13 protein-coding genes are annotated in these 13763 nt (G+C 45.5%); 11 read left to right on the plus strand and 2 right to left on the minus strand.

What is annotated here, in order from left to right; genetic code table 11:
- Positions 1-38: 38 nt before the first annotated feature.
- The gene (locus tag NDA03_RS01730; RefSeq protein WP_190410208.1) at positions 39-824 is read right to left on the minus strand and encodes a DUF1868 domain-containing protein; all 786 of its coding nucleotides are present in this window, start codon (positions 822-824) and stop codon (positions 39-41) included.
- A 34-nt stretch (positions 825-858) separates the two neighbouring features.
- Here NDA03_RS01730 and holA point away from each other — a divergent pair, with 34 nt between their 5' ends.
- The 11 genes from holA (at position 859) to NDA03_RS01785 (ending at position 12740) form a co-directional block, all read left to right on the plus strand.
- Complete coding sequence (holA, locus tag NDA03_RS01735; RefSeq protein ID WP_348237102.1) at positions 859-1878, plus strand: DNA polymerase III subunit delta; 1020 nt, start codon at positions 859-861, stop codon at positions 1876-1878.
- A 339-nt stretch (positions 1879-2217) separates the two neighbouring features.
- The gene (locus NDA03_RS01740) at positions 2218-2697 is read left to right on the plus strand and encodes a DUF4168 domain-containing protein (protein ID WP_190688527.1); all 480 of its coding nucleotides are present in this window, start codon (positions 2218-2220) and stop codon (positions 2695-2697) included.
- A 98-nt stretch (positions 2698-2795) separates the two neighbouring features.
- Complete coding sequence (ureE, locus tag NDA03_RS01745; RefSeq protein WP_348237103.1) at positions 2796-3239, plus strand: urease accessory protein UreE; 444 nt, start codon at positions 2796-2798, stop codon at positions 3237-3239.
- Between the two features lie 146 nt (positions 3240-3385).
- Complete coding sequence (locus tag NDA03_RS01750; RefSeq protein WP_348237104.1) at positions 3386-4087, plus strand: urease accessory protein UreF; 702 nt, start codon at positions 3386-3388, stop codon at positions 4085-4087.
- Positions 4088-4179: 92 nt separating this feature from the next.
- Positions 4180-4797, plus strand: coding sequence for an urease accessory protein UreG (gene ureG, locus NDA03_RS01755; RefSeq protein ID WP_348237105.1), 618 nt, complete (start codon positions 4180-4182; stop codon positions 4795-4797).
- 141 nt (positions 4798-4938) lie between these two features.
- Positions 4939-6273 (plus strand): urea ABC transporter substrate-binding protein, encoded by a 1335-nt coding sequence (urtA, locus tag NDA03_RS01760; RefSeq protein ID WP_348237106.1) that lies wholly within the window; start codon positions 4939-4941, stop codon positions 6271-6273.
- Positions 6274-6568: 295 nt separating this feature from the next.
- Entirely contained in the window at positions 6569-7729 is a 1161-nt protein-coding gene (gene urtB / locus NDA03_RS01765) for an urea ABC transporter permease subunit UrtB (protein ID WP_348237107.1), read from the plus strand.
- A 63-nt stretch (positions 7730-7792) separates the two neighbouring features.
- The gene (urtC, locus tag NDA03_RS01770) at positions 7793-8923 is read left to right on the plus strand and encodes an urea ABC transporter permease subunit UrtC (RefSeq protein WP_348237256.1); all 1131 of its coding nucleotides are present in this window, start codon (positions 7793-7795) and stop codon (positions 8921-8923) included.
- A complete protein-coding gene (gene urtD / locus NDA03_RS01775) occupies positions 8898-9677 on the plus strand; it encodes an urea ABC transporter ATP-binding protein UrtD (protein WP_348237108.1) in 780 nt (259 codons plus the stop codon). The genes urtC and urtD overlap by 26 nt, the downstream gene beginning before the upstream one ends.
- Before the next feature lie 62 nt (positions 9678-9739).
- Positions 9740-10441 carry an urea ABC transporter ATP-binding subunit UrtE gene (gene urtE, locus NDA03_RS01780; RefSeq protein ID WP_190688519.1) on the plus strand — a complete coding sequence of 234 codons (702 nt, stop codon included), beginning with the start codon at positions 9740-9742 and terminating at the stop codon, positions 10439-10441.
- Between the two features lie 178 nt (positions 10442-10619).
- Positions 10620-12740: an ATP-binding protein gene (locus NDA03_RS01785; protein WP_348237109.1), complete on the plus strand. Its 2121-nt coding sequence runs from the start codon at positions 10620-10622 to the stop codon at positions 12738-12740.
- A 123-nt stretch (positions 12741-12863) separates the two neighbouring features.
- Here NDA03_RS01785 and NDA03_RS01790 read toward each other — a convergent pair whose 3' ends face one another.
- Complete coding sequence (locus tag NDA03_RS01790) at positions 12864-13685, minus strand: hypothetical protein (RefSeq protein WP_348237110.1); 822 nt, start codon at positions 13683-13685, stop codon at positions 12864-12866.
- Between the last annotated feature and the right edge of the window lie 78 nt (positions 13686-13763).

Consider the following 13763-nt stretch of genomic DNA (forward strand, 5'->3'; position numbering starts at 1 on the left):
CTAATAGCGATTTGTAAGCCGCTATTAGCCGATTGTTTTTAAAAAGTTAAAACGGGCCAATCAGGTTCCCGATAATACCGGGTCATATCGTCAAATTTTCGCAATTGCGCTTGGTGTGTCCAAATTTCTGGAGAATTTTCCAACCATTGGTTGTTAATTTGAGAAAGTTTTTCACACAAGCGAGCGCGGTTCAAATCTGGTGAAATATCGCCAAAATAGCCCAGCGTCACATGGGCAGTAAAACGATATTGCTGTTCAATCCCCAACTCTATCAAACTCCGACTTTGATAGATAAACCGGCGAAACTTCAACATTCGCTCGTAAGTGCCTTCGTCCTTGGGGACTAAACAAACCGCGACTGCACGGGGCATTACCATCAACCCCAGCAACTGCCAAAGCATCGGATTGCCGCCAGTGAGAGATGGCTGGGACTGCTCGAAAATTTGAGCAATGCGATCGCGCAGTTGTTCTTCAAACTCCGGATTCTCACTCGTGGTGTGCCGATAAGCACTGTCCCAAATCAAATCTGCTAAGGTCACATGAAAACTCTCAGCAGGGACTGGCACAATAAAACCAGGATCTAGCTGCTGTAGGAGTTGCTCTTGGCACGCTTTCAAGCTTTCGTAAAACGTCGCATTCTCGGATTCTTCTCCCGCAGGTGGCGTGATCGCCGAATAGCCAGGGAAAGGCACGGCTTGTCTTGTCCCTGACGGGGAGGGCTTAAACTTCGGAGACTCCTGTATATGCTGTACTTGGGACTCGTAGGTTGCAGGTAGTGTTAGCCGTGCTACCCGATTTAAATAAGTGTGATAAGTCTCGTCCAATCTTAATAGCCTCGTACTTTTCAGAGATGCTTTAATGCCAATTTACCTCTACTGGGGTGAGGATGATTTTGCCCTGGAAAAAGCTGTTGACTCCCTGCGCGATCGCATTCTCGACCCCCAATGGGCTAACTTTAACTATGACAAAATTTCTCAAGCGCTACCCAATGCGGTCATCACTGCTTTAAACCAAGCAATGACACCACCCTTTGGCAGCGCCTACCGTTTGGTATGGTTGGTTGATACTACTATATGCCTGCACTGTTCGGAAGATCTGCTGGCTGAACTGGAGCGTACGATACCGGCGATTCCTGAGTCTTCAGTATTTTTGCTAACGACTCGCTCTAAACCCGATGGGCGTCTCCGGTCTACAAAGCTGCTGCAAAACCATGCTGATATTCGAGAATTTTCGCTCATCCCGCCCTGGAAAACTGAAGAACTGCTAAAAAAGGTGCGTCAGGTTGCCCAGCAAGTTGGTGTCAAACTAACCCCCGCCGCAGCCGAACTGTTAGCCCAATCTGTGGGAAATGATACCAGACAACTTTGGAACGAACTGGAAAAGTTGCAGGTTTACGCTGGTATCCCGAAGCCCCTTGCCACCGCTTCTGACGAAGCAGACGTATCCCAAGACGCGATCGCCCTCGAAGTCGTTGCTACCCTAGTAACCTCTAACACCCAAAACAGCTTGCAGCTCGCATCGGCGATCGCCGAGGGGAATACTGCCCACGCCTGTTCGCTGGTTGCAGACTTAATCGGTCATAACGAACCCGCTTTGCGGATTGTCGCCACCCTAATCGGTCAATTTCGTACCTGGTTGTGGGTGAAACTGATGGTAGAGAGCGGTGAGCGCGATGAACGGGCGATCGCCACTGCGGCAGAAATCGGCAACCCCAAACGAATTTACTTTCTGCGCCAAGAAGTCAAAGACTTCTCTGTGCGTCACCTCACCTTAACCTTACCCTTACTCCTGGAATTGGAAGTCGCCCTCAAGCGAGGAGCTGATCCCATTTCAACGTTACAAATGAAAGTTATCGAACTGTGTCAATTGTATCAATGAAGGCATAAACACGTAGAGAGAATTCTTTCCTCCCTGCCTTTACGCCTAGAGGTAGGGAGGAAAGCGCTACCCATACCACCCAATCGTTACAGCTTTGGTAACACCCCGCTTTTTATGCGAAAGTGTGGTAAAATCCACACACTCTTAATATCCGTAGTTAGTTGTAGATTACTACTCGATCCCTACTCCGTAGGGAGAAGGCTGCTGTTTTCTGAGGTACCAACACGAGATGTAAATCTACGAATGCCCATCTCTAGCTGGAACTTCTCACCCTTAAAACAGTTCAGAAAAAGTAATCCGTGTGTGTTTTGATTTTCTATTTTTTGGTCGCACTAGATCATGATGACTTTATACAGTTCACGTCGCTCTCTGAATCGAGTCTTATCTCAATGCCTGAGTGTTGGTACTCTCGCTACTCTAAGTCTGTTGTTAGGTTTTGCACCCGGTCTATCCGAGCGCTCCCATAGCCTTGACTTTAGTTCTCAGGCATACGCTCAATCACCCTTCAGCTCCAAAGACTTAAGCAACTTCGCCAGGGCTGTTTTGGCGATGGAACCGGGTCGCCAAGCTGCCTATAACGAGATCAAAAGAATCGTGGGCAGCCCTCCAAATATTGCTTGCAGCCAGCCGAATAGCCTGCGATCGCTTCCAGGAAATGCACAGGCCATTGCCATCAATTACTGCAAACAGTCTCAAAAGATTGTTGAGAGCAACGGTTTGTCCATTGGATTATTTAATCAAATTACGGTGGAGGCGCAAAAAAATTCGGAGGTAGCAGCACAGATAAAAAATGAAATGATCCGTCTGCAAGCTCAGTAAAAAATAAACTTTTGCTGACCCTGCTTGACTCGGATATTGATGTCATCTGTGCTGATGTTAGTAGCATCACCATAACTTGCTGACTAAAGATTCCAGTGATGCTAACGATAACGCAACGCTTTCCCGCCAATTTGGATGCATCGGTCAACTTTACTCTTTTTCTGACTGCCGAGGAGCGCACGCGCAGCCGCTATCGCTTTGAAACTGCTGAGGGGCAAGCTTTGTATCTGCGCTTACCCAGAGGAACCGTGTTGCGCGATCGCGATCTCCTCCAATCTGAAATCGGTGATATCGTCGTGAGAATCGTGGCTAAACCAGAACCCGTTCTCACCGCGACTGCCCAGAACCCCCTCGATTTGCTGCGAGCGGCTTATCATCTAGGCAATCGCCATATACCGCTAGAAATTGCTGCCACTCATTTGCGGTTGTCTCCCGACCCCGTTTTAAAGTCAATGCTGGAACATCTGGGGATGGAGGTACGAGAGGAAATCTCGCCTTTTTATCCAGAAATGGGTGCCTATGGACACCATCATCACGCTTAGTTAATCGGGTAATCGGTAATGGGGGAGTTTTAAGTTTTGAGTTTTGATTTGTAGAAACGCGATAATCGCGTCTGAGTTTTAAGGAGAACCGATACAAAACTCTAGGCTTCATCCTAAAACTCTTCCCCACTCCCTACGTACCAACAATGACCAACGAGCAATTACCGATTCCCCATTCTCCAGTTAACCTGCTGTGTCTTATGCAACTGGTGAGTCCCGCGTTGCCGGTAGGTGCTTATAGCTATTCCGAAGGGCTGGAAACGCTCGTCGATGCTGGTGTAATTGAGAACCTGCAACATCTGGGACACTGGCTCAAGCAGGAACTGGGTTATGGGGCAATTCGGTTGGAAGCAGCGGTGATGATTCGGGGATATCGGGGGGCAATTGCTGGGGATTTAGAGGCTTTAAATTACTGGAATGTCTGGTTATCTGCTGCTAAGGAAACACAGGAGTTGCAAGCGCAAAGTTGGCAGATGGGGCGATCGCTCATTCGATTACTTTTGGAATTACAGCCCCAGGTTCGGTCAATGGTGGATGCGATCGGGAATCCTTGTAATTATGCGATCGCTTTCGGCATTGCCACCGCCCATTGGCAAATCGACGCTGCATCTGCCCTCTTGGGCTACTTACACAGTTGGGCAACCAATTTGATTGCAGCTGGAGTTAAATTGATTCCCCTGGGACAAACGGCTGGGCAACAGCTACTGCTAGAGCTACAACCCATCCTGATTCAGGCTGCCAAGGAAATTTTAGGGTTAGAAGATGACGCCCTGAGTAGTTGCGGTTGGGGATTAGCATTGGCGAGTATAGCTCACGAAACGCAGTACACGCGCTTATTTCGGAGTTAAACAAAGACAAACCGCTTGTGAAAGCTGTCAATAGCAAATGATTAATTGCCTTGCTACGATGAGCAATTAGCCATTCGCTTTCAGAAAATTTTATGAATGCTTTTCGGGTTGGAGTAGCTGGCCCAGTGGGTTCGGGAAAAACTGCCTTAGTCGAAGCCTTATGTAAGGTGATGCGGCAAAAATATCAAATTGCTGTGGTCACGAATGATATTTATACTCAGGAAGATGCCCAGTTTTTAGTGCGGAGTCACGCCTTGGAAAGCGATCGCATCCTTGGCGTCGAAACTGGCGGCTGTCCCCATACCGCCATCCGTGAAGACGCTTCCATGAACATCGCCGCCATTGAACAAATGGAACAGCGATTTCCCGAGCTAGACTTAGTCTTTTTAGAAAGTGGTGGCGATAACCTAGCGGCAACCTTCAGCCCAGAACTGGTAGACTTGACAATTTACGTGATTGATGTCGCGGCTGGTGACAAAATTCCGCGCAAAGGTGGCCCCGGAATTACGAAATCCGATCTTTTAGCAATCAACAAAATTGATCTTGCCCCTCAAGTCGGAGCAGATTTAGGGGTCATGGAACGCGATGCTCGGAGGATGCGGGGAGAAAAGCCCTTTATCTTTACGAATTTGAAGACTCAGCAAGGATTAACCGCTGTGGTGGACTTTATCCGCCTAAATCTGGGCGAAATTTCAAAAACAGCAAGCTGAGCTTTCCTAGATAAAGATACAAAAATTCGATTCTTTGTATCATTGATAACAATTTTTTCCCAGAACATCGCTCTAATATCACTGCTTAACTGTGTATGTTCTCTACCATTAGGCTGATTCAGCCAGGAGTACGGTGACGGTATGGCAAGGCGATTAGGGCGACGTAAATTTCTTCTATACGGTTCTGCTACTCTGGGAACCAGTATTCTTCTCAAAGCTTGTAGCAGCACTCCCACTTCTACCTCTGAGACTGCCAGCCCAACGGCTGCGTCTCCCTCTCCCAGCGCAACAACCGTTGCGGCTGCCGGTGGAGGAAACACCATCAAAGTCGGGATTCTGCACTCTCGCAGCGGCACGATGGCGATTAGCGAAAACAGCGTTGTAGATGCCGAACTGTTGGCAATTGAGGAGATTAATAAAGCCGGTGGCGTCCTCGGCAAGCAAATTCAAGCAATTGAAGAAGATGGTCAATCCGACTGGCCTACTTTTGCAGAGAAGGCGAGAAAGCTAATCGATCAGGATAAAGTTGTCACCGTTTTCGGCTGTTGGACTTCCGCCAGCCGCAAAGCAGTGCTGCCAGTATTTGAAGAAAAAGGTCATATGCTCTGGTATCCCGTGCAATACGAGGGTCAAGAGTGCTCCAAAAATATTTTCTATACGGGTGCTGCCCCCAACCAACAAATCGAGCCAGCAGTCGATTGGCTCTTGCAGAATAAAGGTAAAAAATTCTTCCTAGTTGGCTCAGATTACGTTTTTCCGCGTACCGCGAATACGATTATTAAAGAGCAGTTAAAGGCAAAAGGCGGCGAAACCGTCGGGGAAGATTACTTACCCCTAGGCAATACAGAAGTTACGCCCATCATCACTAAAATTAAAGCGGCTCTGCCTGAGGGAGGGGTCATTTTTAATACCCTGAATGGAGATAGTAATGTGGCTTTCTTCAAGCAGATGCAAGGTGCAGGATTAGGGCCAGATAAATACCCCGTAATGTCTGTCAGTATTGCCGAAGAAGAAGTCAAGGCAATTGGCACAGAATATCTCAAAGGTCAATATGCCGCATGGAATTACTTCCAAACGGTAGATACCCCGGCGAATAAAAAATTTGTCGAAGCTTTTAAGGCAAAATACGGTCCAGATCGGGTAACAAATGACCCGATGGAAGCAGCTTACATTGCTGTTTATCTGTGGAAACAAGCTGTCGAGAAAGCAAAAACCGCTGACGATTTAGAGGCAGTGCGAAAGGCTGCGGTTGGTCAGAAGTTTGAGGCTCCAGAAGGCACTGTAACGATGGAAAGTAACCATCACATTTCTAAGTTTGTACGGCTAGGTGAAGTCGCAGATGATGGTCTCTTTAAGATTGTCTATGAGACGAAATCAGCAGTGAAGCCAGTTCCTTGGAACCAATTCGTTGCTGCAACTAAGGGTTTGGGATGCGACTGGTCAGATTCCAAAAAAGGTGGTCAGTACAAAATTTAAGCGGTTAAAAATTAGTCCTTAGTTATTAGTCGTCAATCTTGAGAAGATTGGTTGGGTTTCGTTACCTGATGGTGTTGGCTAATTAAGAACCTAACCCCCCATCCCCCTTCCCTCATAGGGAAGGGGGAGTCTGGAAGCCTCTACCCTTGTAGGGAAGAGTTTGGGGTGGGGAGAGGTCAAAAATTAATGCCAACAGCATCCGTTACCTCAACCTAACCTAGGGGATTTGAAAGCTAATAACTAATGACTCACGATCCATGACTAATGACCCATGATTAATGGCTGAGGAAGCGGTGTGATAGCAGGATTGCTGGATGGGATTTTTAATGGAATTAGCATCGGCGCGGTTTTGTTAATTTCAGCGTTGGGACTAGCCATTGTCTTTGGACTCATGGGCGTCATTAACTTAGCTCATGGTGAGTTGATGATGCTAGGAGCCTACACAACGTTTGTTGTACAAAATGGCTTCAAAATATTGGGTAAGCCTTGGTCTGAAACCTATATTGTTTTTGCGCTAATTTTGGCTTTCCTGGTGACAGCAGGTGTGGGATTAGTTTTGGAACGGGGGGTAATTCGTTATCTTTACGGACGCCCTCTAGAAACCCTGTTAGCAACTTGGGGCGTTAGTCTGATTTTGCAGCAGTTCGCTCGCAGTGTTAGCTGGGTGTTAGTCATTGGCATTGGAATATTTTGCCTTTTGTTTTTTGGCGCTTTTTGGATTCTGTCCCGCCGCCCAGATTTTGAGCGTATTCGTAACTGGGTAATTGCAATCATGTCGCCGATATCTTTAGGCGTTGCGAGTGCCACAAGTGCAGTTTTGGGACAAACTTATAAACTGGCTGTCACCAAGCCTTGGTTTGGCGCTCAAAATGTGGACGTAACGGCACCGAGCTGGTTACGAGGAGGGCTGCGGCTGGGCACATTGCAGATGCCTTATACGCGGCTATTTATTATTGCGCTAACCATTGTTTGTGTAGCCGGAATTTATGTATTTTTGCAACGGTCTCCGTGGGGATTAAGAATTCGCTCAGTCATGCAGAATCGCAGTATGAGTGCTTGTTTAGGAATTCCGACTGCTAAAGTTGATGCCATTACATTTGCTTTGGGTTCTGGATTGGCTGGAATTGCCGGTTGTGCGATTAGTTTGCTGGGTTCTGTGGGACCCAATACAGGCCAGAACTACATCGTCGATACATTTATGGTGGTTGTTGTCGGTGGCGTCGGTAAGCTGGTGGGCAGTATTGTGGCAGCGATGGGAATTGGCACGATTAACTACTTAATCAGTTCTAAAGTCTTAGTGCCGATGGTGGCACCGATAAAGCCTTTAGTGGATTTCTTTGAGTTTTTCGGCACAACCAGTATGGCGAAGGTGATGGTATTCGCCTTAATTATTGCGTTCCTTCAGGTGCGGCCAGGAGGGATTTTTCCACAGAAGGGACGTAGCGTTGATGCTTAAACAAAGACAATCGAGTAGAGGCTCAAGGCGATGATTTTGGATGCGGTTCTTGAAGTTAAGGGCATGAAGCAGCAACGCAGACGAGCGGTGCTAATGGAAGTGGGGATAACGATTGCGATCGCTCTCCTCCTCATTTTCATAATGCCAGCAGTTCTCACAGGCTTTCGTCTCAACTTGCTAGCACGATTTTTGGCGTTAGCGATCGCTGCCCTCGGCATTGATTTAATTTGGGGCTATACAGGTATGCTCAGTTTGGGGCATGGTGTATTTTTTGCGCTTGGTGGCTATGCCTTGGCAATGCACTTGCAATTAGCTCCTCTCAAGAACGGTTTACCAGAATTTATGAGCCTCTTCGGCATTACAGACCTACCTTGGTTCTGGAAGCCGTTTTATTCGTTTAGTTTTGCCGCCGCAGCCGTTGTGATAATTCCGGCTGTATTAGCCGGAATATTGGGTTATTTAGTATTTCGCAACCGGATTCGGGGCGTTTACTTCTCAATTTTGACCCAAGCAGCGACGATTGTATTTTTTAATTTCTTCAACGGGCAGCAGGGATTTTTTAACGGCACCAATGGTTTAACCAATTTCAAAACATTATTAGGGGCAACAGTCAGTGATAGTCAGACGCAATTTGTTTTCTACGCGCTAACAGTCTTATTTTTGGCAGGTGCTTATGCTTTGTGCCGGTGGCTGACTAGCGATCGCTTTGGACGAGTTCTGGTTGCGATTCGGGATGATGAGAGCCGGATGCGCTTCTCTGGCTATAATCCCACGGGATTTAAAGTCGTAGTGTTTGCGATTTCCGCTGCTCTGGCTGGAATTGGGGGTGCTTTATTCACCCTTCAATCTGGTTTAATTTCACCGAAAGCAATGGATATTGCTTTTTCGATTGAAATGGTAATTTGGGTAGCAGTGGGAGGTCGTGCCAGCTTAATCGGAGCCATATTTGGGGCGCTATTAGTCAACTTTGCCAAAAGTCTTTTAAGCGAACAATTTCCAGGTATTTGGGTATTTTTCCAAGGAGCATTATTCCTAATTGTGGTAACAGTTCTTCCCGATGGTGTAGTCGGTTGGCTACGCTATCAAGGTTTCCAGCGCCTGCTGACACTTCTAGGGCGGAAGCAGATGGCAACCTATCCCAGCCTTGAAGAAGACCCAGAGGTACAGCATGAACGCGAAAATATTAGAAACTGAAAATTTAACGGTGAATTTTGATGGTTTTAAAGCACTGAACCATCTGAATTTCAGCATGGATGTCGGAGAGTTACGGGTCGTAATTGGTCCAAACGGTGCCGGGAAAACAACCTTTTTAGATGTCATTACTGGCAAAGTACAACCGACTGAGGGACGGGTATTATTTAAGGGGAGAAACGTGAAAGCACTCTCCGAACATCAAATCGCCCGATTGGGAATTGGGCGAAAGTTCCAAACCCCCCGCATTTACCTCAACTTGACGCCCCGCGAAAACCTAGAACTTAGCTGTAACCGTGATAAAAATGTCTTAGCAACGCTATTTGGGCGTCCTGCTACTGGCGAACGTAGCAAAGTAATGAGTTTGCTCGAAACGATTGGTTTAAGTGCAAAAGCAGATATCCGCGCTGGTTTACTTTCTCACGGGGAGAAACAACGCTTAGAAATTGGAATGTTAGTTGCTCAGTCGCCCGATTTATTGTTGGTGGATGAACCCGTTGCAGGGCTAACTGATGAAGAAACTGACAATATTGGGGAACTACTGATCGCTTTAGCTCATAGTCATTCTATTTTGGTCATTGAACATGACATGGAATTTGTGCGCCAAATTGCTCGTAAAGTAACTGTGTTGCATGAAGGCTCGGTGTTGTGTGAAGGCACGATTGAGGAAGTACAAAATGACCCTCGCGTTATAGAAGTTTATTTAGGAGAGCAGTTAGATCCTCAGGGAGAACCGCTTAAAGAAATTGAGGAGTAAAAAGAAGCGCTAAATTAAGCAATTAAAAAACGATCGCGTCTTATTCAACCAAGCACAATAAAATGCTAAAAATTTCTAATTTAAATGTCTATTACGGTGAAAGCCATATCCTCCGCAATGTAGATTTGAGCGTCCCCTTAGGGCAAATGGTGTGTCTAATTGGACGTAATGGTGTTGGCAAAACCACTCTACTCAAAACAATTATGGGGCTACTTAAACCCCGTAGCGGCACGATTACTTTTGCTGATGAGATAATAATAGACAAATCTCCAGATCGACGGGCGCGGCTAGGAATTGGTTATGTTCCTCAAGGACGGGAAATTATTCCGCGTTTGACGGTGAAAGAAAATTTGTTGCTAGGTTTGGAGGCGCGACGTGAGGGCAGAAGTGGTAAGGAAGAAATCCCAGAAGAAATATTTTCCCTCTTTCCTGTTTTAAAAACGATGCTGTCTCGGATGGGTGGCGATTTAAGTGGAGGACAACAACAGCAACTCGCGATCGCTCGCGCTTTGATGGGGAAGCCGCAGTTACTTGTACTGGATGAACCCACAGAAGGCATTCAACCCTCGATTATTTTAGAAATAGAAGCAGCAGTGCGCCGCATTATTGAATCTACCGGCATTTCTGTTTTATTGGTCGAGCAACACTTGCATTTTGTCCGACAAGCAGATCGGTACTACGCGATGCAAAAAGGCGGTATCGTCGCGTCTGGCTCGACTAGCGAACTCAGTCAGGATGTAATTCAACGGTTTCTGGCTGTCTGATGCAGATCGCTAACAATCTTTGCGAGGAACCCGTAGAACTTACAGTTCTCAAGATAGGCGCTTTTACGCCTCCGAAAATAGAGCGGTCAGTTTACTCTCACAGCCGCTAAACTGTGGAGAGCCTTGTGACAGATTATCTGTCTGGAGGACGAAACACCGCATCTATATTAACTCAGAGATGTTCAAGCGGCTGCAACAGCTTCAACCCAAGCTGCTAATTTTTACCTTTGGGGCATCTTTGCTACCCGTGATGTTCCTGAGTGCTGTAGCGTGGCGGTTTGTGCAGCAGCCGCTCATCGACTTAGAAAAGACTCGGCTCGACGATCAAGTTTTAGCCTTTCGGGGATACACTGCGGCTACTGAGAAAGGATTGCAAAATTTATCCTCTAGCTATGCAATCTGGACAGATTTATACAACGCAATTGGGAAGCGAGATGAGGCTTGGATCAAAAAGGAAGTCTCCGAGCAACTTGTTCTTTCTACCGATGTCGATCATGTGAAAGTGGTGGATCGTAGGGGAGAGATTTTGGGAGAGCGGGGTGACGCTTTGCGAATTCCGAATGTAGCTGAGCGGATAACAGATGCGATCGCTACCAACAAGCCAACGACGATGTTGATTGATAGCGGCTTGCCTCAGATATTGCTCTTTTCAACAGCGCCTGTTTACAACAGCGATGGTACGGGGAAGTCACCCGGAACTTTGATTTTAGGGCAAAATTTAGATGAAACTTGGTTGCGTAACTTTCTTAATTTCTCTCAACCTACCACTAAACTGCAAGTTATTTCTCTAGATGGCAAATCAATCATTTCTAGCAATGCCAAATCCAGCATTGAGCCTTGGGAACAAGTAAATTTAAAGTCGCAGGTGTTACGCAAGATTCAAAAAGGTAAAACAGTTTATCGGATCGAACCAAAATCTGGTTTGAATACGATATATGCTCCGATTACTTCCCGCAATCAGCCTATTGCCATTGCCAAAATTCAAATTGTCTCAAAGTATTTTAATCAAGCTTCCATCAACTTAAACCGTGTAATTTGGCTAGGACTGGGATTGGCTACCTTGTTATCGATTGCGATCGCACATTTGCTAGCCAAACAAATCGGCAACCCGATTATCCAGCTCTCCGAACGCAGTAAAACCTTAGCCGCAGGCGATTTGACTACCCCCATTCCCGGTATCGGCGCGGGTGGTGAAATCGGTCAACTTGCTCATGCTTATCAAGAAATGGCTCAGGCGCTAAAAGCCCTCATCGGAAACCTAGAGCAACGAGTTGCAAAGCGTACTGAGGAACTAGAACAGGCGCGTCAGACTCTTGAAGAACGGGTGCAACAGCGTACTGAAGAGCTTTCGCAAAAAAACCAGCAATTACAGCAAGCCCACGACCAACTACAGCAACTGAATACTGAATTAACTACCAACGCTCAACAGCTCAGTCAAGCATTACGCAATTTGGGAAGGGCGCAGGCGCAACTCATTCAAACTGAAAAAATGTCTAGTTTGGGTCAACTTGTTGCTGGCATTGCCCACGAAATTAACAATCCGATTAATTTTATTTATGGTAATCTTCCCCATATCAGTGACTACACAAAAAATCTACTGAACCTCGTACAACGCTATCAAAAAAGTTATCCTGATGCTGAAATACAGCAATATATTGAGGACATCGATCTCAATTTTTTGACGGGCGATCTGCCTAAAATTATTACTTCAATGAGGGCTGGCAGCGATCGCATTCGTCAAATTATTCTATTACTGCGAAACTTTTCCCGACTCGATGAAGCTGAAAGGAAGCGCGTCAACATTCATGAAGGAATTGATAGCAGTTTGCTAATTGTGCAGCATCGCTTGCAATCAGGCGGAGACTGGAAGGCGGAGGGAAATCCAGAGATTCAGGTAGTTAAGCAGTACGGCGTTCTGCCACCCGTTGAATGCTATCCGGCGCAGCTTAACCAGGTATTTATGAATATTTTCAGCAATGCAATTGATGCTCTGGAAACTTTCAAAGAGCAACCCGAAAAACGGATTTACATTAAAACTGAATTTAGTGCAGCTAAGCAAATAATTATCAAAATTAAAGATAATGGTTCCGGGATTCCAACAGCGATTAAATCAAAAATATTTGACCCTTTCTTTACAACCAAACCTGTCGGAAAAGGCATAGGTTTAGGACTAACTGTATGTTATCAAATATTAGAACATCATCAAGGACGTATTTCTATTATCTCCGAACCGGGGCAGGGAACAGAAGTTATCATTGAATTACCCATTAAGTTAAACAATCCAATTGGTAATCCCTAAAAGGTGCTGGTTGCCTTTTTCTTAGCAATCAACAAGCTAGTAAGTTTTAATTTATCGGATTTTTTGCACTTGATAAGCAATACTTACCAATTAGAAAATTACTATTTTATTTGCTATTTAAAATTAATTTTTATTTCTAGGATCTCCAAAGAGATAGTAACCAGTAACTTTTTTAAAAGCCTCGGAAGTTTTATCACCAAGGCAACCATCTACACTTAAATAAATTCCTGAAAATTGATTTAAAAACTGTTGCAGTTCTTTGCCGTTATCAATCTTAGAATCTGGTGAATAATATACCAAAGGTTGCTTTTCGCCAGGTTGGATATCTACATCTTTTTCTCCAACCTCACTGGTTTCTGGATTATCCCAAGTAATTGTTCCTCGATCGATCATTCGGCGCAGAAGTACGGCGGCACCGTATTGCTGCGATACGGCTGTATTTGACCAGGTGCCATCGTCAACGTATTTTCCTTTAGTATAGTGGTTTGAAGCACTCCACAAATAAGGTGAAAGAACATCAGAATGGTAGAGGCGATAACCCCAACCGTTGTAGCCTTCTAACTTAAAAAGAATGTTTGGAAGGCTCCAATCTTTCCATTGGTCAAATTTATCAAAAGTTAAAGCATCAATAGCACTTTCTTCCCATGTAAAGGGAGGATTGCCATTAGAGGGGCGATTTTTTGGTTCGTGTACGGTTCTTTTTATCAGCGGATCTCCATTATGCAGGTGAGTATTGAAATTTAAGGAAGATTCCATGTTGTGAATAATGGCTATCACATACCAGGGAATCGCCAGTCTTTTCCCTACCGCATCATACCTAGCCCGATTTGTATCAATGGCATCTAAAATATTATCTACTTGCTCAATTTTATTTTTAGTGATTTTGCAGCTATCAAAGAGTTGCTGGTATTCGTTTTTTAAGCTTTCAAAGCTGATAGCCGCCATAAGAATCTCCAGTATAAAGACTTAAGAATATTCGGTTGAATCGAGTTTAATGGTATTTTTGTTTAAGATGATTTTCCG

The organism is Trichocoleus sp. Lan, assembly GCF_039961855.1.
In the GTDB taxonomy this organism is placed as follows: Bacteria; Cyanobacteriota; Cyanobacteriia; order Cyanobacteriales; family FACHB-T130; genus FACHB-T130.